The following is a 17,400-nucleotide window of genomic DNA, read 5'->3' on the forward strand; positions in this document are numbered from 1 at the left end:
GCTCATCTCCGGTAGACCACGCCGATGAAGAATTCCGCCTCGCGATAGCTCTGGCCCACGGCGTCGCTCGTACGCCGCTCGCGTGCGACGGAGGCGTGCCAGCTCCAGTGCCGATTGATCTGTTTGCCCAGATCCAGGCCCAGCCGGACCGTGTTGTCCTTACGGCTGAGCGTGTCGTAGGTGACGCGGTCATAGGTGGCGAAGCCCGAGAGCGTCAGCGTGGGGTTGAGCCGGTAGCCGATACCCACGCTCAGCCCGCGTCCCGTCTGATCGAAGGTGGGGTCGTCCAGATAACTCAGCTTGTTCAGGGCCGGCGACACCGTCATGGTCAGCCGCTCACCGCGCCAGTTCCAGGTCGCTTCGAGACGGCGCTCCTTGTACACCTCCGAGCCGATCACCGCGCTGCCCACGCCGATGCCCGTGCCGGTCGCCCCCCTTCCCAGTCCGCCCGTGTTGGCGAACGGATCGATCGCTTCGGCGCGGTCGGCGGTCAGGCCCGCACCGTAGGCACCCGGCGTCGTGATCAGATCCTGCGCGGCGTCCGCATATTGATAAGCGCCCGCCACGGTCAGCGCGTTGCGCAGGGTCGGCTGCCAGCCGACCTGCAGGCGTACGACGGGAGCCGACGTGCTGCGTCCCTGGTCGAACGACAGTCGCGTCCCGCCTACCAGCACGTCCGCATCGAAATGCGCCAGCGTGCTCGTGTAACGCACGAAGGCCTCTTTGCGATCGTAGTCGGCCGTGCTCGGCTGATGGGTGAAACCGACCCGCTGAAACTCCACGTTGCCGGAGAGCTGATCGGTCGGGCTCAGATCGCGATAGACACGAAAAGCCGCCATGCCGCGGGACGAATCGAATTCATCCACTTTCGATGCGTAGCTGTTGATATACCGCAATTCGAACTGACCGCGCGCCGCATCGCCGAAGCGCATGCGCAGCGTAGGGCCGAGCACGATCACGTTGGTCTGCTGCTGGTTGTCGGGCGAGTCGGCCGACAGCTGATCCACCGGCTGCACGCCCGCGTAGTCCTCGACCGAAAAATCCAGCCGCTCCGGAGCGATCGTCCAGTTGGCCTGCGCGCCGAGCTGTGTCTGCGTCTGCGAATCGAAGTGGTTTTCGAGATACTTACGGTATTCGAAGGTTCCCGCCACGTTGGCCTGAAACGTCGAACCCAGCTGCGTGAACTGGAATGTCCCTCCAGGCGTTAGCACGTTCTCGCTCAGGGGCCGGTCCGACGACAAGGCGATGTTGTTGCTGTGCTCGATCCCGCCATACAGGGTGTAATCGAAGGTCCCGGCAAGCACCGCCGTCGGTGCGACCGTGAGTCCGATCACGATGGCCTGCGCGAGCCTGGTCGATGCCGGCATGATCCCTCCCCCTGCCCTTCGGTCCACGTCACGGCGACTGATTGAAGACGACGCCCGCCAGCTTGGCCGGATCGAAATTCGCCACCGCCTGATTGATCGCCGCGGGCGTATCGCGTCCGTAGCCCGCGACCACCACCACGAAGTCGGCGAGGTCGGCCAGGATGCGCGCGTCGGGTGAACCCCTGACCGACGGACCGTCCAGGAACAGGTAGCGGTCGCTGTAGCGACAACGCAGCGAGTCCAGCACGGCGCGCATGCGGAACGACGAGAAGTATTCGCCGCTGTTCTCGCGCGACCTGCCGGCGGGAATCAGGCGCATCCGCGGCACGCCGGTCGGATACATGATCGAAGCGATGCCGCGCGACGGATGTTCGAGGAAATCGATAAGACCGCCCGTGCGTGGCTCGATACCGAACGCCTTGTGCTGATTCGGGTAGCGCAGGTTGCAGTCGACCAGCAGGCTCGTCTTCGACTCGTCGAAAGCGAACGCGGTGGCCAGATTGCGCGTCACGAAGCTCGCACCCGACCGCGGGCTCACCGCGACGACCAGGGTGATGAAGTTGTTTTCGCCCGCCATTTCCAGCAACCGCGTGCGGATGCCCCGGAAGGCATCCGACTGCTGTCGGACGGACTCCTCGCGATGGATGAGGCGTTTGCGCTCGCAGTCGATCGGCGCCAGCGCCCCGTCCGCCTCGCGCATGCGCGCTATGGAGTGACCCGGCGTGGCACGCGGGTCGACGTGCGGGTGCTCGGCATGCCCGGGTTCGATCGGTTCGGCGGCCAGTTTGTTCATGAGTCAGCCCTTCATCCTCAACCAGAACAGCAGCAGGTAGACGGCACCGACGCCGGTGACGATGAGCGCCAGCAGCATGTTCTGCAGGTGCTCACGGCGGCGGTCGCGCGGCGTGGGATAGAACGGAATGGTGGCCAGCACGGGAAAGCCCGTGGCCCGCTCGAGCTGGCCGACCGAACGCACGCGGGGATCGAAACGCGCCACCGCGAACAGCAGACCGAACGGAACCGCCAGCGACAAGGCGACACCCGCCAGACCGAAGTGCATGAAACGCAGGCCCGACGGCACCAGTGGCAACACGGCCGGGTCCTGCACCTGAAAGGTCAGTCCGCGCTGCTCGGCGTCGAGATTCATGGAGACGCGCGCGTTCTCGCGCCGCTTGAGCAGATCCTGATAGACGTCGCGATTGACCGTGTAGTCGCGCGTCAGCTCGGCGGTCACGTTTTCCGAGTTGGCGATGCGCTTGCTGCGCTCCAGCTCGGACTGAAGCATCGACTCGCTGGCGCTCACCCGGGCCGAGGCGGCGGCGGCATCGCTGCGGATCGTCGCCAGCTGCACGCGCATCTGCTGGTTGACCGGATTCATGGTGACCATCCGGTCGACCGTGCCGCCACCCACCGCACGGCTTGCATCGGCGCTCTGCATCTGCGTCCGCACATCCTCGATCTGGTGACGCAGGCGGACGACGTCCGGGTAGGAGTCCGTATAGGTGAGCAGGAGCTTGTCGAGCTGCGACTGCATCTCGGCCAGCTGGGCCTGGTAGATGCCACCGACGGTCTGCACGGCGTTGACCTCGGACTCGCCGCTGAGTTGCGCATTCAGCGCCGCGGCCTGGGAATGCTTCTGCATCGCGTCCATGCGGTTGTTCTCGATCTGCGTACGCAGGGCGCTGATGCGGGAATTGGTGTCGATATCGCTACCGGGACGCGCATCGGCATTGGCGTCGCGATACGCCTTCAGCTTGTCCTCGGCGTCGGTGAGCTTGCCGCGATAGGCCTCGACCTGGCTGTTGATGAACTCGTAGGCGTCGCGGCTTTCCCGCTGCTTGGAGAGCAGGCTCTCGCTGATGAACAGCTGGCCGAAGGCACGGGTCACCTCGAAGGCACGCCGCGGGTCGGAGTCGAAATAGCTGATGGTGATCAGATTCTCGCGGTTGTTGACGATCTTCGTGCGTGCCTTGATGCTCTCGATGAGCCTGTCGCGCTCGATGGGGGACGGTGAAGAGGCCAGCCACCCGCCGGTCCGCAACACCTCATCGAGCACGCGGCGACTGAAGATCACGTCGCGTGCCATGCCGGCGCGGTTCTTGTTCGCCGTCGCCGACGCCGCGCCTTCCATCAGCGGCGTGATGATGCTCGCGTCCTGCGCGAGGATGGTCGTGGATGCTTCGTACTTTTTCGGCCATACCGCACCGATACCCAGCGCGGCCAGCGCGATCACCGCGAAGGTGACGCCCATCGCGACGCGCCGTCTGCGCGCCTCGCCGATCAGTGCGGGCAGCATGCCCGCGAAAGGAACGAGTTCCCCGCTCATCGATGTACCCCTTAAAACGCGCGTTGCGGCACGGTGATCACGTCGCCGGGCTGTACCGGGTAGTTGTTGGCCAGATCGCCCTGCTGCAGGATCTTTTCCAGCCGCACGGCGTATGCCTGGGTGGCACCGGCCTCGTTGTGCCGATAGAGCTCGGTGCGATCGGGCGCCGCGAATTCGGTGGTTCCGCCGGCGGCGAGTACCGCATCCAGCACCGTCATGCCCTGCCGGTACGGCATGGAGATCGGGCTGCGCACGGCGCCCGTCACCCTCACACGGGACAGGTACTCATGGCTGCGCAATGCGGTAAGGATCACGGCGACCTGAGGATCGCGGATGTACTGCACCAGCTTCTGCTGAATTTCCGCACCGACCTGATCGGTCGTACGCCCACCGGCGGCGATGTCGCCGACCAGCGGCACGGTGATCTTGCCGTCGGGACGGACCGGCACGCTGACGCTCAGGTCCGGGTTATGCCAGACGGTGATCTGCAACTGGTCGTCCACGCCGATCAGATAGGACGCGACGACCGGGCTGGTCGCGTCCATCTTCGGTGGCGGAAGGTTGCTTCCCCCGGTGGCGCAGGCCGTCAGCCAGAGAGTGGCTGCGACGGCGGCGACGCGATTCCAACGCTTCATACGGACACCTACCCCTGTGACTTCGCTCGGTCCGTATCGTCATTTCAACCGGGGGCCGCGTCCATTCAACAGCCCGCCTATGCCATTCGACCGACGGGTGATCCTCGGCGTTTTACGCCATGATCGCGTCCAACATGGATATCGCCGCACGCCTCCTCCATCCTGCCGTGCAAGCGTTGCTGCTGGCTCTGTGTTCGACGGCGTTCGTGCTGTGTCGGCGTCCGCGTGCGGCGTGCGCACTCGCAGCGATCGCGCTGATATGGATCTGGCTGGCCGCGACGCCGGCGCTGGCGTTGCGTCTGCGCGATGGACTGGTGGCCGGTGCAGCGGAGACGCCGCGGCACGCCGATGCGATCGTCGTGCTTGGCGGCGGCAAGCTTCCGGTCGGGGACTGGTCACACACGACGACCCGGGCAGGCATGGGACTGTCGTTATGGCGAGCCGGATGGGCACCGCTGGTGCTGGTGTCGGGCAGCGATCAGGCGATGGACCTCGCGCAGGGCTTCGGACACTCGGGCATGCCGGATGGCGATCTGCGCATCGAAGCGACCAGCCGGAACACGCACGAGAACGCGCGCAACTCGGCCGCCATCCTCGAGGCGGAAGGCCTGCACCATATACTGCTGGTGACCTCGGCGGTTCACATGCGCCGGGCAGCCGGATGCTTCCGGCGTGAGGGTATCGAGGTGACGCCTGTGGCCGCCGACGACCGTCATGCCATGTTGGCCGCGGCGCCACCATGGATTCCAACGCGCGGCGCGCTCACCCTGACCGCTCGTGCTCTGCACGAGTATGTGGCCTTATGGATCTACGAACGCCGCCAATGGATATAGCCCGTAGCGGTCCGGCGCTCTCAGCGGTCGCCTGTCTCGATCTGCAGTGACGTCTTGCTGTCACGACGAACGAGCCCCGGACCGAACTGGGTGACCTTTCCGTCCTTCAGCACAACGGTGTAGTCCCTATGGGAGAAGGAGAAGCGGCCGGGACGGCGGTCCAGCCAGCTCATCACCTCGTAGCCGATGATCGTGCGATCGGAATCGGCCGGGCCGAGTCGATCCAGCACCTCGTCACGGGGCATTCCCACGTCGAGCCGGGCGACCTTCGACGCCATGCCCGCACAACCGGCGACCCCCAGGGCGAGGACGGCCACGACGATCGCCTGCTTCATCCTCACTCGCATACCTCGCATGGGTCGGCATTCACCGGATGGTAACGCACCGGCGCAAGTCCATGCGACCTCGCCGGATCAACGAACAGTGGTCGCGGGAGCTGGCATCGGGACGGCGGCCTGACCGACCGGCTTGCCGTGCGCATCCAGCGTATGTCCCTGCGCATCGACGCCGTGGGCATTCGCACGCTGAACCCGCTGGGTTACGCCCGTCGCCGCGCCATCCGTGCCTGCCGCGGTGCCGGCAGCACCGGTGGTATTCAGGCCCCGCTCCGTCGCACCCGCCTCCGAACGTGCAGGCACCGCGGCAGCCGCGGGATTCGCCTGGTGCAGCATGCCCGGTGAGCCGACCAGAGGCGCCGATGACGACGCGGGTGCCGTCACCGGTTTGGGAGCGGGCGCGCTGGCCGGATTCCCTGTCTGCGACGAGGGCGGATTCGTCGCCGTCTGTGCCATGGCGGCCGTGGCGGCGAAGACCAGGGATAGCAGGAACATGGGACGCGGACGCATGGCGTTTCCTCGATGCGCCAACAGCGGCGCGTGACAGATCCACGCTAACCCCTCCGGTGTGAAGCCCGCGCGTCCCTGTTAGGCTTCCACGATCCCGCTTCGGAGACCTGGAATGCTGCTTGCCCTTGCCCTCGCCCTGGCCACCGACAACGCCTTCGACACGCGTGTCCATACCGCGAAGATGCTCGAAAACAACGCCGAAGGGAAACTCTGGCAGGGCAGACTGTGGGACAGCATCGGCAATCCCGCGACGGACGCGCTGAAGGGCTGCATCGCCAGCAATATGCCGGCGGCCGACCGCCGTCCCTTCACCCTGGTGGCCCGCGTGGCCGCGGACGGGCGCAGCAGCGATGTCGACGTACGGCCGAAGTCGACGGTGGCGACCTGCTTTGCCGGGCAGTTCGCCACCTGGACCCTGCCAAAACCGCCGAAGACGCCGACCCCCTATCCGCTGGAGATCGACGTCACGATGGACTGAAGCTCAGTTCAGTTCGTCGGGGTCCGGGCCCATGCGCTTGCCCGCATCGAGCGCGGCGATGGACTTCATCTCATCGGCCGACAGTTCGAAGTCGAACACATCGATGTTCGACTTGATGCGATCCGGCGTCGCCGACTTGGGAATCACCATGTGGCCGAGCTGCACGTGCCAGCGCAGCACCACCTGGGCCGGTGACTTGCCATGCGTCTTGCCGATCGAGACGAGGGTCTCGTTCTTCAGCAAGTCGCCGCCCTGACCCAGCGGGCTCCACGCCTCGGTGATGACGTTGTGCTTCGCGTTCGCCGCGACGACATCGCGCTGCGCGAAATCGGGATGCAGTTCGATCTGGTTCACCACCGGCGCCACACCGGTTTCCTTCACGATGCGCTCCAGATGCGCGGGCTGGAAATTGGACACGCCGATCGAGCGGATGCGGCCTTCTTCGCGCAGACGGATGAACGCCTTCCAGGTGTCCACGTAGCGGTCGTGCTTGGGCGTCGGCCAGTGGATCAGATACATGTCGACATAGTCGGTGCCGAGCTTCGCGATGCTCGCATCGAAGGCCTTGAGCGTGGCGTCGAAGCCCTGCTCCGAGTTCCAGAGCTTGGTCGTCAGGAAGATATCGCCGCGGGCGACGCCGGAGCGTTCGATGCCCTGGCGTACGCCGGCTTCGTTCTTGTAGATGGCTGCGGTATCGATCGAGCGATAACCGGCCGCCAGCGCGGCGGATACGGCGTCGGCGGTCTCGCCGTCGGGAATCTGGAAGACACCGAAGCCGAGCTGCGGTGCCTTGTTGCCGTCGTTGAGGTCGAGGACCGGAACGGTAGAGGTCATGCGTCATCTCCTGCGGGGAACCGCCCGATATCATGACGGCGGCCCCGCATTCAACGCGTGACGGGTCAGTCGCCGCGGCTGGCGTAGTGCGTTTCGACGTAGTTGTCGAGGATGGCCACGAACTCGTCGGCGATGTGTTCGCCGCGCAGGGTCATGGCCTTTTCACCGTCGATGAAAACCGGCGCGGACGGAGCTTCGCCGTTACCTGGCAGCGAAATACCGATATTGGCGTGCTTGGATTCGCCGGGACCGTTGACGATGCAACCCATCACGGCGAGGGTGAGGTTTTCGACGCCGTCGTACTTCACGCGCCACACGGGCATCTGCTCGCGCACATGTGCCTGCACGGTCTTCGCCAGTTCCTGGAAAAATTCGCTCGTGGTCCGGCCGCAACCCGGACACGCGGTGACCAGCGGCGTGAACGCGCGCAGGCCCATCGTCTGCAGGAGTTCCTGCGCGACGATGACCTCGGCGGTACGCGACTGGCCCGGTTCGGGCGTCAGCGAGATACGGATGGTGTCGCCGATGCCTTCCTGCAGGAGCACGCCCAGCGCGGCGCTGGACGCGGTGATCCCCTTCGAGCCCATGCCGGCCTCGGTCAGGCCCAGGTGCAGGGCGTAATCGCCGCGGCGGGCGAGATCGCGATAGACGGCGATCAGCTCCTGCACGCCGGAGACCTTGCACGACAGGATGATGCGGTCGCGGGACAGGCCGAGGTCCTCGGCGCGGGCGGCGGAATCCAGCGCGGAGCGGATCAGCGCCTCACGGGCGACATGGCCGGCGTCCCAGGGATCGGCGCGGCCGGCGTTCTCGTCCATCAGCGCCGCGACCATGCTCTGGTCGAGCGAACCCCAGTTGGCGCCGATGCGGACCGGCTTGTCGTAGCGGATCGCCATCTGGATGATCGAAGCGAACTGGGCGTCCTTCTTCTTGCCGAAGCCGACGTTGCCCGGATTGATACGGTACTTGGCCAGGGCCTCGGCGCAGGCCGGCTCGCCTTCGAGCAGCTGGTGACCGTTGTAATGGAAGTCGCCGATCAGCGGGACCGACACGCCCATCATGTCCAGCCGTTCGCGAATCCGCGGCACGGCCGCGGCCGCGGCCGGCGTGTTCACGGTGATCCGGACCATTTCGGAGCCGGCACGGGCCAGTTCCGCGACCTGCCTGGTCGTGGACACGGCATCCTCGGTGTCCGTGTTGGTCATCGACTGGACGACGATGGGCGCGCCGCCGCCGACCCGGATACGGTCGACGGAAACACCGGTGCTGGGACGGCGGGCGCCGGCTTCCGCGGGACGCGGGCGGCTGAGAAGGTCTTCGGTCATAGCGGAACATTTTAGCGCAATGGTGTGACTGGAATCCGACTGGCTGCGGCAATCCGGCGGTGGGCGTCCTGCCCGGTCGGCGATTCGACCCGCCTCACCCCCTGCTCATCCTCCGGCCCGATAAACTCGCCCCCCATGAACGCACGTCACCGCACCCACGGCTTCTCGAGCCGCCTCTTCGCCGAACAGGCCCTCAGCCGCAGCGCCGGCGCCCCCCTCATCGGGGGGAACGCCGTCGAGCTGCTGATCGATGCCCAGGCTCACTTCGACGCCTGGCTCAAGGCCATCGCCAACGCGAAGCGCCATGTCTTCCTCGAGAACTACATCATCCGCGACGACCGGATCGGCCAGGCTTTCCGCGACGCGCTGGTCGAACGCGCGAAGGCCGGCGTCTTCGTCGCGGTGATCGGCGACTGGGGCGGCTGTCTCGGCCAGTCACGCTCGTCGTTCTGGGCGGCCCTGCGTGAAGCCGGCGGACAGGTACGGATCTACAACCCGCCACAGCTGGGCAGCTCGTTCGGCTGGATCAGCCGCGACCATCGCAAGGTTCTGGTGGTCGACGGCGAAGTCGGCTTCCTGTCCGGCGTCTGTCTCAGCGAAAAATGGCTGGGCGACCCCGCCAACGACGTGCCGCCGTGGCGCGACACCGGCGTCGCCCTGCGCGGTCCCGCCGTCGCCGAGATCGAACAGGCCTTCGCGGACAGCTGGCGTGAAGCCGGGGACCCGCTGCCCGACGACCCCCGGCTGTCGCCTGTCGCCGGCGCCACCCACGCCGGCGAGGTGTCCTTGCGCGTCATCGCGACCCAGCCCAGCACCGCCGGCATGTATCGCCTCGATCAGATGGTCGCGGCGATGGCGACGAAGACGCTGTGGCTCACCGACGCCTATTTCGTCGGCGTGGCGCCCTATGTGCAGGCCCTTTCCGCCGCCGCTCGCGACGGTGTCGACGTCAGGCTGCTCGTGCCCGGCACCAGCGACATTCCCATGGTCGCCGGGATGTCGCGGTCGGGCTACCGCCCCCTGCTGAAGGCGGGCATCCGCGTCTTCGAATGGAACGGCACGATGCTGCACGCCAAGACGGCCGTGGCCGATGGCCGCTGGGCACGCGTGGGCTCGTCCAATCTCAACATCGCCAGCTGGCTGAGCAACCGCGAGATCGACGTGGCTATCGAGGACGTCGGCTTCGCGACGCAACTGGAGGCGCAGTACGAGAAGGACCTGGAGAACGCGACCGAGATCCTGCTGCATCCCAGGCGCCGCCGCTCCGGAAACGAGCGCGTCCGCAGCCGTGCCCCGCACCCGCCCAGGCCGCGTCACGGTGGTGGAAGTTCGAGCCGCGCCGCCGCGGGGGCCCTGCGCATCGCCAATACCGTGGGCGCGGCCATCTCGCAGCATCGCGTGCTGGGCGATACCGAAACCGGGCCGTTGCTGGCAGGCTTCATCGCGGCAGCGGTGCTGACCCTCGTCGCCATCCTCTGGCCCGCGGTGATCGCATGGCCGCTGGCTCTGATCGGCGCATGGTTTACCGTCAATCTTTCAGTGAGCTGGTGGACACTGCGCCGCAAGCGCGTGGCGAAGGCCGCCACGGAAGCGCCGCACGAAGATTGACCAGCCATCGTCGACGCTCATGGCAAGGCGATCAGCCGCGCGGCCGGAACTCCAGCGGCTGCGCCGCACTCTTCGGCGCCACAGGCCCACAGCTCCCACACGACCCGCACCCGTCCCCGCAACTTCCGGTCGCCGCGGCAGGTTGCACACGCTTTCCCAGCGACCGGACCATCACCGGCCTGCCGTCGCGATTGAGCCATGCCGACACCCGCGCCAGCACCCGCGTCGACGTCTTCGGCAGCAGCTTCCGGAACGCCACATACGCCGCGACCGCGACAGCCACGCCGATAACGAAGCCCTGAAACAGTTCGAACGTGCTCATGAAAGCGCCCTCGCGATCTGGTAAGTGGCGAGCGAAGCGAGATATGCCAGGCCGAACAGATAGCCCGCGGCCACCGCCACGTTGCGCCAGGAATTGGTTTCGCGGCGGATGACCGCCAGCGTCGACATGCACTGCGGCGCGAACACGTACCACGCGAGCAACGACAACGCCGTGGCCAGCGACCACGAGTGCGCGATCACGGGCCCGAGCTGCGAGGCGACCGCATCGTCGCTTCCCGACATGGCATACACCGTGCCGAGTGCCGCCACCGCCACTTCGCGCGCGGCAAGGCCGGGCACCAGCGCGATGCAGATCTGCCAGTTGAAGCCGATCGGTGCGAACACGTATTCGAGCAGCCTGCCGAGGCGGCCGGCCAGGCTGTAATCGATGGCGGGCCCCGTGGCTCCTTCCGGCGGTCCGGGGAAACTGGAGAGGAACCACAGCAACACGGTGAGCGCGAGGATGATGCCGCCGACGCGCTTGAGGAAGATCAGCGCGCGCTCCCACAGACCCAGGCCGATGTCCCGCACGTTGGGCAGGCGGTAGGACGGCAATTCCATGATCAGCGCGTGCTCGCTGCGATCCTTGCGCAGGCGCTTGATCACGAAGGCGACCAGCAAGGCGCTGAAGATACCCGCGAAGTACAGCGTGAAAAGCACCACGCCCTGCAGGTTGAAGATGCCCCACACCGTCCGGTCGGGGATGAACGCGGCGATCAGCAGCGTATACACCGGGAGGCGGGCCGAGCAGGTCATCAGCGGCGCGACGAGGATCGTGGTCAGGCGATCGCGCGGATCCTGAATACTGCGCGTGGCCATGATGCCGGGAATCGCGCAGGCGAAGCTCGACAGCAGCGGAATGAACGCCCTGCCCGTCAGGCCGACGCGGAACATCATGCGGTCGAGAAGGAAGGCCGCGCGCGGCAGATAACCCGATTCTTCCAGCACGAGGATGAAGAGGAACAGGATCAGGATCTGCGGCAGGAACACCAGCACCGCGCCCAGCCCCGCGAACAGACCGTCGTTGAGCAGGCTGTGCAACGCGCTGTCCTCGGGGAGGAAACCCGTCACCGCCGTGCCCAGCGCGGCGATGCCCGCCTGGATGCCATCCATGACCGGCTGCGCCCAGGAGAACACCGCCTGGAAGATCATGAACATCAGGCCGGCGAGAATCAGCAGACCGAACGCCGGGTGCAGCACCCAGCGGTCGATCGCGTCGTCGACGGCGGCGGTATCTCGCGGCAACGTGACCGTATCGGCGAGAATGGACCGCACTTCGGCATGCAGTTGCTCGATCCCGGCGTTGTCGATGTCGGCCGGCTCGATCGCCGGCACCGAGGTGTCGATGCGCTGGATCAGGGCCTGTGCGCCACCACGCCTGATCGCGACCGTTTCGACCACGGGCACGCCGAGCCGGCGCGATAGCGCGTCCACGTCGATGACCATGCCGCGACGGCGCGCCGCGTCCATCATGTTGAGTGCGAGCACCACGGGGCGACCCAGGCGGCGCACTTCGAGCACGAAACGCAGGTGCAGGCGCAGGTTGGTGGCATCGGCCACGCAGACGATCAGATCCGGCGGCGCTTCACCGGGATAACGGCCATAGCAGACGTCGCGCGTGATCGCCTCGTCGGGGCTGGTCGCATCGAAGCTGTACGTGCCGGGCAAATCGAGGATATGCAGCGTGCGACCGGAAGGTGCGACGAAGCGCCCCTCCTTGCGCTCGACGGTCACACCGGCGTAGTTGGCCACCTTCTGCCGACCGCCGGTGAGCTGGTTGAACAGCGCCGTCTTGCCGCAGTTGGGGTTGCCCACGAGGGCGATGCGCATTGTGGAAGCGCTCATGCGGCACCGTCCACGGCGATCATCACGCGCTCGGCCTCGGTACGGCGCAAGGCGAAACGGGTCGAACCGATCTGGATCAACAGCGGGTCTCCGCCGAGAGGGCCCCGCGCCACGAGGCGCACCGGCTCACCGGACACGAAGCCCAGGTCGCGCAGGCGCTGGGCGATGGGGTCGGCGGGATGGGCATCGGTGACGGACTGGACCACGGCTTTGGCACCTTTCGGCGCGTCGGAGAGGCGCACTGGGATTACTCAAATAAGAACTGTTCGCATTGTATGCCTTTAGCGCGAAGGCTGCACAATGCGCAGGATCGGGAGTCAGGCGTTTATGATCTTGCGCCTCAGTCCCCGGAGAACGCCCATGTCATCTGTCGAACTCACCCGCGAAGGCAGCACCGCCCGGCTCGTCATGAACCGGCCCGAGGTGCATAACGCCTTCGACGACGGTCTGATCGCGGACCTGACCGCCGCGATCGACGAGCTCGACCGCGACGGCAGCGTGCGTGCCGTCGTGCTGACCGGCGCCGGAGCGAGCTTCTCCGCCGGTGCCGACCTCCACTGGATGCGCGGCATGGCGGCCGCCAGCGAGGCGGACAATCTCGCCGACTCGCTGCGGCTGGCGACGCTCATGCGCCGGCTGCAATTTCTTTCGAAGCCGACCATCGCGCGGATCAACGGCGCGGCGTTCGGCGGCGGCGTGGGCCTGATCGCCTGCTGCGACATCGCCGTGGCGGTCGACGGCGCACGCTTCGCGCTGTCCGAGGTGAAGCTCGGCCTCGTCCCCGCGGTGATCTCGCCGTATGTCGTCGCGGCGATCGGCCTGCGCCAGTCGCGTCGTCTGTTCCTGACCGGCGAGATCTTCGACAGCGCCGCCGCGCTGGCGCACGGGCTGGTGCATGAAGTCGTCCCGGGCAACGACCTCGACGGCGCGGTGGACCGGCTTGTCGGCTTGCTGAGCAAGGGTGGCCCCGCCGCGCAGCGTGAGGCGAAAAGCCTCGCCCTGCGCATGGGCGGTCAGTCGCCGGAAGCTATGGAAAAGACCGACGCGGTCAACGCGGCACTCATTGCGAAACTGCGCGTTTCCGCCGAGGGGCAGGACGGACTGTCCGCCTTCCTCGACAAGGCATCTCCGTCTTGGTTGCGCTGATCCGTTACGGCATCGCGACCATCCTGCTGGCCGCCGCCCCCTGCATCGCGGCGGAAAGCCTCACCGAGCGGATCGACGCCCATATCGCCCAGCCACGCTTCGCCGCGGCATCGTGGGGCATCGCGGTGGTCTCGCTGGAGGACGGGCATACCGTATACGCGCACGACGAAGGGCGCCTGCTACTGCCCGCGTCGACGGCCAAGCTCTACACGGCGGCGTTCGCTCTGGATCGCCTTGGCACGGATTACCGCACGCATACCGATGTCCTCGCCGCAGGCTCGATCGCACGCGGGCGCCTGCATGGCTCACTCGTCCTGCGCGGTCGGGGCGACCCGACCCTGTCCGGCGACGAGTGGGCCGAGCGACTGGCGGCCCGGATCGGCGAACGCGGGATCCGCCGCGTGGATGGTGCGGTGATCGGCGACGACACCGCTTTCTCGGGGCCCGCGATCGGATCGGGCTGGGAAGCATCCGACCTTCAGGCGGCGTACGGCGCGGCGGCGGGTGGGCTGGACGTCGACGAAAACACGATGACGGTCGCCCTCTCGCAAAGCGGTGTGGACGTCGCACCCGCCGACGCGGCCGTCACCGTCGCCGCCCAGACACGGGACGGCCTGGAGCTTTACCGGGCGCCGGGCTCGTCGACGGTTCACGTGCTCGGCGGCGTCGCCGAGGGCGGTGCCACGAAGCGCATCCGCCTGTCCCTGCCCGACCCGGCGCTCAGCGCGGCGCGGCGCCTGCAAGCCGCGCTGATCAGGCAAGGCATCCGTGTCGATGGCGAAGCACGAAGCGTCCACTGGCCTGTCGCCGCACCCACGGGCGAAACCATCGCGAGCGTCCCGTCGCCATCCCTGGGGGACATCCTCCGCGCAGGCCTGAAACGTTCGCAGAATCTCTACCTGCAGAGCGTCTTCCTGCTCACCGGGCTGGAAACCGCGGAGGCCTGTAGCGCTCAGACTTCCCCCGCCAACTCGTCCGATGGCCCCGGCTCAGGCAGGAGCCAGCCCTGCTGGCGAAACAACCTTGCCACAGTCCCCAAAGAAGACCTCGCCGCCGAAGCCCTCACCCACTGGCTATCCACCAAAGCCATTGGCCCGTCCTCCACCACGCTCGACGAAGGCACCGGTCTCTCCCGCCACGACCTGACCACCCCCGCTTCCCTGGCGCGACTCCTGACCGTCATGGACAGATCTGCGCAGGCCGCCGCATGGCGCGATCTGCTGCCCGTCGCAGGGGTCGACGGCACGCTCGTCAACCGCATGCGCGGGACGGCGGCTGAAGCCAACGTACAGGCGAAGACCGGGAGCATGAGCTTCGTCAACACGCTGGCCGGCTACGTCACGACCCGAAGCGGAAAGCGGCTGGCCTTCGCCATCATGCTCAACAACTACCGGGCACCGCCGCATAGCGCGGAGACGGTACCTCCGGTCTCGTCCGAGGTCGATGCGGTTGCGGTGATGCTGGCGGAGGCCGAGGGCAATCCGTGACCAGCTTGGGAACCGGCTCGCACCCTTGCACCGTGACCCGGCGGAAGCGAATGCCGTTAGCGATGCCCGTCGGCGGCCGCCTCAGCCCAGCACGTTGGGCAGATCCTTCCCGATCTTCTCCGGTGTGTCCGTCGGCGCGTAGCGCTCGACCACCTGCCCCTCGCGATTCACCAGAAACTTGGTGAAGTTCCACTTGATGCCTTCGGTCCCCAGCAAGCCCTTTTTCTCCGCCTTCAGCCACCGATAGAGCGGATGCGCATGCTCACCGTTGACTTCGACCTTCGCGAACATCGGAAAGCTGACGTCATAGGTCAGCGAGCAGAAGTCGCGGATCTCGGCTTCGTCGCCGGGCTCCTGATGACCGAACTGATCGCACGGAAAACCCAGAACCTCGAAGCCGCGCGCGGCATATTCCTTCTGCAGGGACTCCAGGCCCTTGTACTGCGGCGTGAAGCCGCACTTCGAAGCCACGTTGACGACCAGCAAGGCCTTGCCTTTGAACTCCGCCAGCGACCGCTCGTTGCCGTCGATATCGCGGGCCGAAAAATCATAGATGCTGGTCATGCGGGCTTTCCTTGAAAGGGAATGGACCCGCCAAGTCTACGCCGGCCGCTCCGGCCATGGGCTGGCTTGGGCTACCATGGACGTCTTTCCGGCTGGAGCCTGACGCCCCGTGATCCGTTTTGCCGCCGCTTCCAAGTCCTATCGTGTCGAGGGAGCGCTCGTCCCCGCGCTCGAGCCCGTCGATCTCACCATCGAGCGCGGCGAGGTGTTCGGCATCATCGGTCATTCCGGCGCCGGCAAATCCACCATGCTGCGCCTGATCAACCTGCTCGAACAGCCCACCGCCGGCCAGGTCTTCATCGAGGACCGTGACGTCACGCACGCCGAGGGTGCCGACCTGCGTCGCCTTCGCGCGGGCATCGGCATGATCTTCCAGCACTTCAATCTGCTGTCGTCGCGGACGGTGGCGGACAACGTCGCGTTCCCGCTGCGCCTGCACGGTGGCATGAGCGACGCCGAGATCGCCGCACGCGTCGACGAACTGCTTTCGCTGGTGGGTCTGACCGCACATGCGCGGAAATTCCCCGCGCAGCTTTCCGGTGGCCAGAAGCAGCGCGTCGGCATCGCGCGCGCGCTGGCCAGCAAGCCATCCATCCTGCTTTGCGACGAAGCGACCAGCGCGCTCGACCCGCAGACCACGGCATCCGTGCTGGAACTGCTGGCCGACATCAACCGTCGCCTCAACCTGACCGTCGTACTGATCACACACGAGATGGACGTGATCCGTCGCGTGTGCGACCGCGTCGCGGTGCTCGATGCGGGACGCGTCGTGGAAGTCGGCGATGTCGCCGATGTCTTCCTGCATCCGCAACATCCCACCACACGACGCTTCGTCGCGGAAGCCGACCATCGTGAAGGCCGCAGTCCGGAATTCCCGGGTGTCGACGGGCGCCTGTTCCGCCTTTCGTTCCGTGGCGACGCGACCTACTCGCCCCTGCTCTCTCGCGTGGTGCGCGATACCGGCATCGAATACAACCTGCTCTCCGGTCGCGTAGACCGGATCAAGGACACACCTTACGGCCAGCTCACCCTGGCCATGAACGGCGAACGTCTGGAGGACGCGCTGGCGCAGATCCGCGCCGCGGGCGTCGACATCGAGGAGGTGGCCCGATGAGCCCCATGCAGACCCTGTTTCCCAACATCGACTGGCCGGAAATCGGCCAGGCCTGCGTCGACACCCTGCTGATGCTGGGCGGCTCCCTGCTGTTCACGCTGGTGCTGGGGCTGCCACTGGGTATCTGGCTGTTCCTGAGCGCCCGCGGCCAGCTCCACGCCCGGCCAAAACTGTACTCGGCGCTGTCGCTGGTGGTGAATGTCCTGCGCTCGATCCCCTTCATCATCCTGATGATCCTGCTGATCCCGCTGACTCAGGCGATCACGGGCGTCAGCATCGGCATCCGCGGCGCCATCGTGCCGCTGGTGATCGGCGCCGCACCGTTCTTCGCCCGTCTCGTGGAGACCGCGCTGCGCGAAGTGGAGCGCGGCGTTATCGAAGCCAGCCAGGCCATGGGCGCCACGACGATCCAGATCGTCACGCGCGTACTTCTGCCCGAGGCACGTCCGGGGCTGATCGCCGCGACGACGGTCACCGCCGTGGCCCTGGTCGGCTATACCGCGATGGGCGGTATCGTGGGCGCGGGTGGTCTGGGCGCCCTGGCCTATCAGTACGGCTATAACGGCTACAAACCCGACTACATGCTGGTCACGGTGGCCCTGCTCGTGGTGCTGGTGCAGATTCTGCAGTCGCTGGGCGACCGCCTGGTGCTTCGCTATACCCGTCGCTGAG

At 66.7% G+C, this 17,400-nt stretch carries 19 protein-coding genes; 7 read left to right on the forward strand and 12 right to left on the reverse strand.

The genetic code is table 11. The features are described 5' to 3' along the window. Positions 1-2: 2 nt before the first annotated feature. From BLT40_RS06095 to BLT40_RS06110, 4 genes are read right to left on the reverse strand one after another with little or no spacing between them, the layout of a single operon-like run. Positions 3-1,367, reverse strand: a complete 1,365-nt coding sequence (locus tag BLT40_RS06095) for an outer membrane beta-barrel protein (RefSeq protein ID WP_090352266.1) — start codon at positions 1,365-1,367, stop codon at positions 3-5. 28 nt (positions 1,368-1,395) lie between these two features. Further along, on the reverse strand, positions 1,396-2,160 hold the full coding sequence (locus BLT40_RS06100) for a P-loop NTPase family protein (protein WP_254857260.1): 765 nt from the start codon (positions 2,158-2,160) through the stop codon (positions 1,396-1,398). A gap of 3 nt (positions 2,161-2,163) precedes the next feature. Continuing rightward, positions 2,164-3,693: an XrtA system polysaccharide chain length determinant gene (locus BLT40_RS06105; RefSeq protein WP_090352269.1), complete on the reverse strand. Its 1,530-nt coding sequence runs from the start codon at positions 3,691-3,693 to the stop codon at positions 2,164-2,166. 11 nt (positions 3,694-3,704) lie between these two features. After that, positions 3,705-4,328 carry an XrtA/PEP-CTERM system exopolysaccharide export protein gene (locus BLT40_RS06110; protein WP_079521339.1) on the reverse strand — a complete coding sequence of 208 codons (624 nt, stop codon included), beginning with the start codon at positions 4,326-4,328 and terminating at the stop codon, positions 3,705-3,707. Positions 4,329-4,447: 119 nt separating this feature from the next. Between BLT40_RS06110 and BLT40_RS06115 the strand changes: the two genes are divergently transcribed. Beyond that, a complete protein-coding gene (locus tag BLT40_RS06115) occupies positions 4,448-5,161 on the forward strand; it encodes a YdcF family protein (RefSeq protein WP_090352271.1) in 714 nt (237 codons plus the stop codon). Positions 5,162-5,181: 20 nt separating this feature from the next. Here the strand turns inward: BLT40_RS06115 and BLT40_RS06120 are convergent, their stop codons facing one another. Both BLT40_RS06120 and BLT40_RS06125 read right to left on the reverse strand, forming a co-directional pair. Further along, positions 5,182-5,496: a hypothetical protein gene (locus BLT40_RS06120; RefSeq protein WP_090352273.1), complete on the reverse strand. Its 315-nt coding sequence runs from the start codon at positions 5,494-5,496 to the stop codon at positions 5,182-5,184. 78 nt (positions 5,497-5,574) lie between these two features. Next, a complete protein-coding gene (locus tag BLT40_RS06125) occupies positions 5,575-6,006 on the reverse strand; it encodes a hypothetical protein (RefSeq protein ID WP_090352277.1) in 432 nt (143 codons plus the stop codon). A 112-nt stretch (positions 6,007-6,118) separates the two neighbouring features. Between BLT40_RS06125 and BLT40_RS06130 the strand changes: the two genes are divergently transcribed. Beyond that, positions 6,119-6,484 carry a hypothetical protein gene (locus BLT40_RS06130; RefSeq protein WP_090352279.1) on the forward strand — a complete coding sequence of 122 codons (366 nt, stop codon included), beginning with the start codon at positions 6,119-6,121 and terminating at the stop codon, positions 6,482-6,484. 3 nt (positions 6,485-6,487) lie between these two features. Here BLT40_RS06130 and BLT40_RS06135 read toward each other — a convergent pair whose 3' ends face one another. Continuing rightward, positions 6,488-7,318, reverse strand: coding sequence for an aldo/keto reductase (locus tag BLT40_RS06135; protein WP_090352282.1), 831 nt, complete (start codon positions 7,316-7,318; stop codon positions 6,488-6,490). Between the two features lie 65 nt (positions 7,319-7,383). Continuing rightward, positions 7,384-8,643, reverse strand: a complete 1,260-nt coding sequence (ispG, locus tag BLT40_RS06140) for a flavodoxin-dependent (E)-4-hydroxy-3-methylbut-2-enyl-diphosphate synthase (protein ID WP_036113567.1) — start codon at positions 8,641-8,643, stop codon at positions 7,384-7,386. 135 nt (positions 8,644-8,778) lie between these two features. On the opposite strand from ispG, the gene BLT40_RS06145 reads away from it, so the two are divergent. Further along, positions 8,779-10,251, forward strand: a complete 1,473-nt coding sequence (locus tag BLT40_RS06145) for a phospholipase D-like domain-containing protein (protein ID WP_090352285.1) — start codon at positions 8,779-8,781, stop codon at positions 10,249-10,251. Between the two features lie 31 nt (positions 10,252-10,282). Here the strand turns inward: BLT40_RS06145 and BLT40_RS06150 are convergent, their stop codons facing one another. From BLT40_RS06150 to BLT40_RS06160, 3 genes are read right to left on the reverse strand one after another with little or no spacing between them, the layout of a single operon-like run. Then, a complete protein-coding gene (locus BLT40_RS06150) occupies positions 10,283-10,573 on the reverse strand; it encodes a DUF6587 family protein (RefSeq protein WP_043693748.1) in 291 nt (96 codons plus the stop codon). Continuing rightward, positions 10,570-12,417, reverse strand: a complete 1,848-nt coding sequence (feoB, locus tag BLT40_RS06155; RefSeq protein WP_079521348.1) for a ferrous iron transport protein B — start codon at positions 12,415-12,417, stop codon at positions 10,570-10,572. Before feoB ends, BLT40_RS06150 begins: the two co-directional genes overlap by 4 nt. Then, on the reverse strand, positions 12,414-12,659 hold the full coding sequence (locus tag BLT40_RS06160; RefSeq protein ID WP_036113574.1) for a FeoA family protein: 246 nt from the start codon (positions 12,657-12,659) through the stop codon (positions 12,414-12,416). The genes feoB and BLT40_RS06160 overlap by 4 nt, the downstream gene beginning before the upstream one ends. Positions 12,660-12,777: 118 nt before the next feature. On the opposite strand from BLT40_RS06160, the gene BLT40_RS06165 reads away from it, so the two are divergent. Next, positions 12,778-13,563, forward strand: a complete 786-nt coding sequence (locus BLT40_RS06165) for an enoyl-CoA hydratase/isomerase family protein (protein ID WP_079521349.1) — start codon at positions 12,778-12,780, stop codon at positions 13,561-13,563. Further along, positions 13,551-15,050: a D-alanyl-D-alanine carboxypeptidase/D-alanyl-D-alanine endopeptidase gene (gene dacB / locus BLT40_RS06170; protein WP_090352287.1), complete on the forward strand. Its 1,500-nt coding sequence runs from the start codon at positions 13,551-13,553 to the stop codon at positions 15,048-15,050. Before BLT40_RS06165 ends, dacB begins: the two co-directional genes overlap by 13 nt. An 81-nt stretch (positions 15,051-15,131) precedes the next feature. Here the strand turns inward: dacB and BLT40_RS06175 are convergent, their stop codons facing one another. Further along, positions 15,132-15,614, reverse strand: a complete 483-nt coding sequence (locus BLT40_RS06175) for a glutathione peroxidase (RefSeq protein ID WP_090352290.1) — start codon at positions 15,612-15,614, stop codon at positions 15,132-15,134. Between the two features lie 109 nt (positions 15,615-15,723). Between BLT40_RS06175 and BLT40_RS06180 the strand changes: the two genes are divergently transcribed. Together BLT40_RS06180 and BLT40_RS06185 are read left to right on the forward strand one after the other, a co-directional pair. After that, positions 15,724-16,728: a methionine ABC transporter ATP-binding protein gene (locus BLT40_RS06180; protein WP_090352292.1), complete on the forward strand. Its 1,005-nt coding sequence runs from the start codon at positions 15,724-15,726 to the stop codon at positions 16,726-16,728. Beyond that, the gene (locus tag BLT40_RS06185) at positions 16,725-17,399 is read left to right on the forward strand and encodes a methionine ABC transporter permease (protein ID WP_036113583.1); all 675 of its coding nucleotides are present in this window, start codon (positions 16,725-16,727) and stop codon (positions 17,397-17,399) included. The genes BLT40_RS06180 and BLT40_RS06185 overlap by 4 nt, the downstream gene beginning before the upstream one ends. Position 17,400 lies beyond the last annotated feature (1 nt).

Origin of the sequence: Dyella sp. 333MFSha, from assembly GCF_900102405.1 — a bacterium.
Taxonomy (GTDB): domain Bacteria; phylum Pseudomonadota; class Gammaproteobacteria; order Xanthomonadales; family Rhodanobacteraceae; genus Luteibacter; species Luteibacter mycovicinus.

Coding starts and splice junctions, on each gene's coding strand:
- BLT40_RS06095 (WP_090352266.1), bottom strand. CDS start 1,367: ATGCCGGCATCGACCAGGCTCGCGCAGGCCATCGTGATCGGACTCACG.
- BLT40_RS06100 (WP_254857260.1), bottom strand. CDS start 2,160: ATGAACAAACTGGCCGCCGAACCGATCGAACCCGGGCATGCCGAGCAC.
- BLT40_RS06105 (WP_090352269.1), bottom strand. CDS start 3,693: ATGAGCGGGGAACTCGTTCCTTTCGCGGGCATGCTGCCCGCACTGATC.
- BLT40_RS06110 (WP_079521339.1), bottom strand. CDS start 4,328: ATGAAGCGTTGGAATCGCGTCGCCGCCGTCGCAGCCACTCTCTGGCTG.
- BLT40_RS06115 (WP_090352271.1), top strand. CDS start 4,448: ATGATCGCGTCCAACATGGATATCGCCGCACGCCTCCTCCATCCTGCC.
- BLT40_RS06120 (WP_090352273.1), bottom strand. CDS start 5,496: ATGAAGCAGGCGATCGTCGTGGCCGTCCTCGCCCTGGGGGTCGCCGGT.
- BLT40_RS06125 (WP_090352277.1), bottom strand. CDS start 6,006: ATGCGTCCGCGTCCCATGTTCCTGCTATCCCTGGTCTTCGCCGCCACG.
- BLT40_RS06130 (WP_090352279.1), top strand. CDS start 6,119: ATGCTGCTTGCCCTTGCCCTCGCCCTGGCCACCGACAACGCCTTCGAC.
- BLT40_RS06135 (WP_090352282.1), bottom strand. CDS start 7,318: ATGACCTCTACCGTTCCGGTCCTCGACCTCAACGACGGCAACAAGGCA.
- ispG (WP_036113567.1), bottom strand. CDS start 8,643: ATGACCGAAGACCTTCTCAGCCGCCCGCGTCCCGCGGAAGCCGGCGCC.
- BLT40_RS06145 (WP_090352285.1), top strand. CDS start 8,779: ATGAACGCACGTCACCGCACCCACGGCTTCTCGAGCCGCCTCTTCGCC.
- BLT40_RS06150 (WP_043693748.1), bottom strand. CDS start 10,573: ATGAGCACGTTCGAACTGTTTCAGGGCTTCGTTATCGGCGTGGCTGTC.
- feoB (WP_079521348.1), bottom strand. CDS start 12,417: ATGAGCGCTTCCACAATGCGCATCGCCCTCGTGGGCAACCCCAACTGC.
- BLT40_RS06165 (WP_079521349.1), top strand. CDS start 12,778: ATGTCATCTGTCGAACTCACCCGCGAAGGCAGCACCGCCCGGCTCGTC.
- BLT40_RS06175 (WP_090352290.1), bottom strand. CDS start 15,614: ATGACCAGCATCTATGATTTTTCGGCCCGCGATATCGACGGCAACGAG.
- BLT40_RS06185 (WP_036113583.1), top strand. CDS start 16,725: ATGAGCCCCATGCAGACCCTGTTTCCCAACATCGACTGGCCGGAAATC.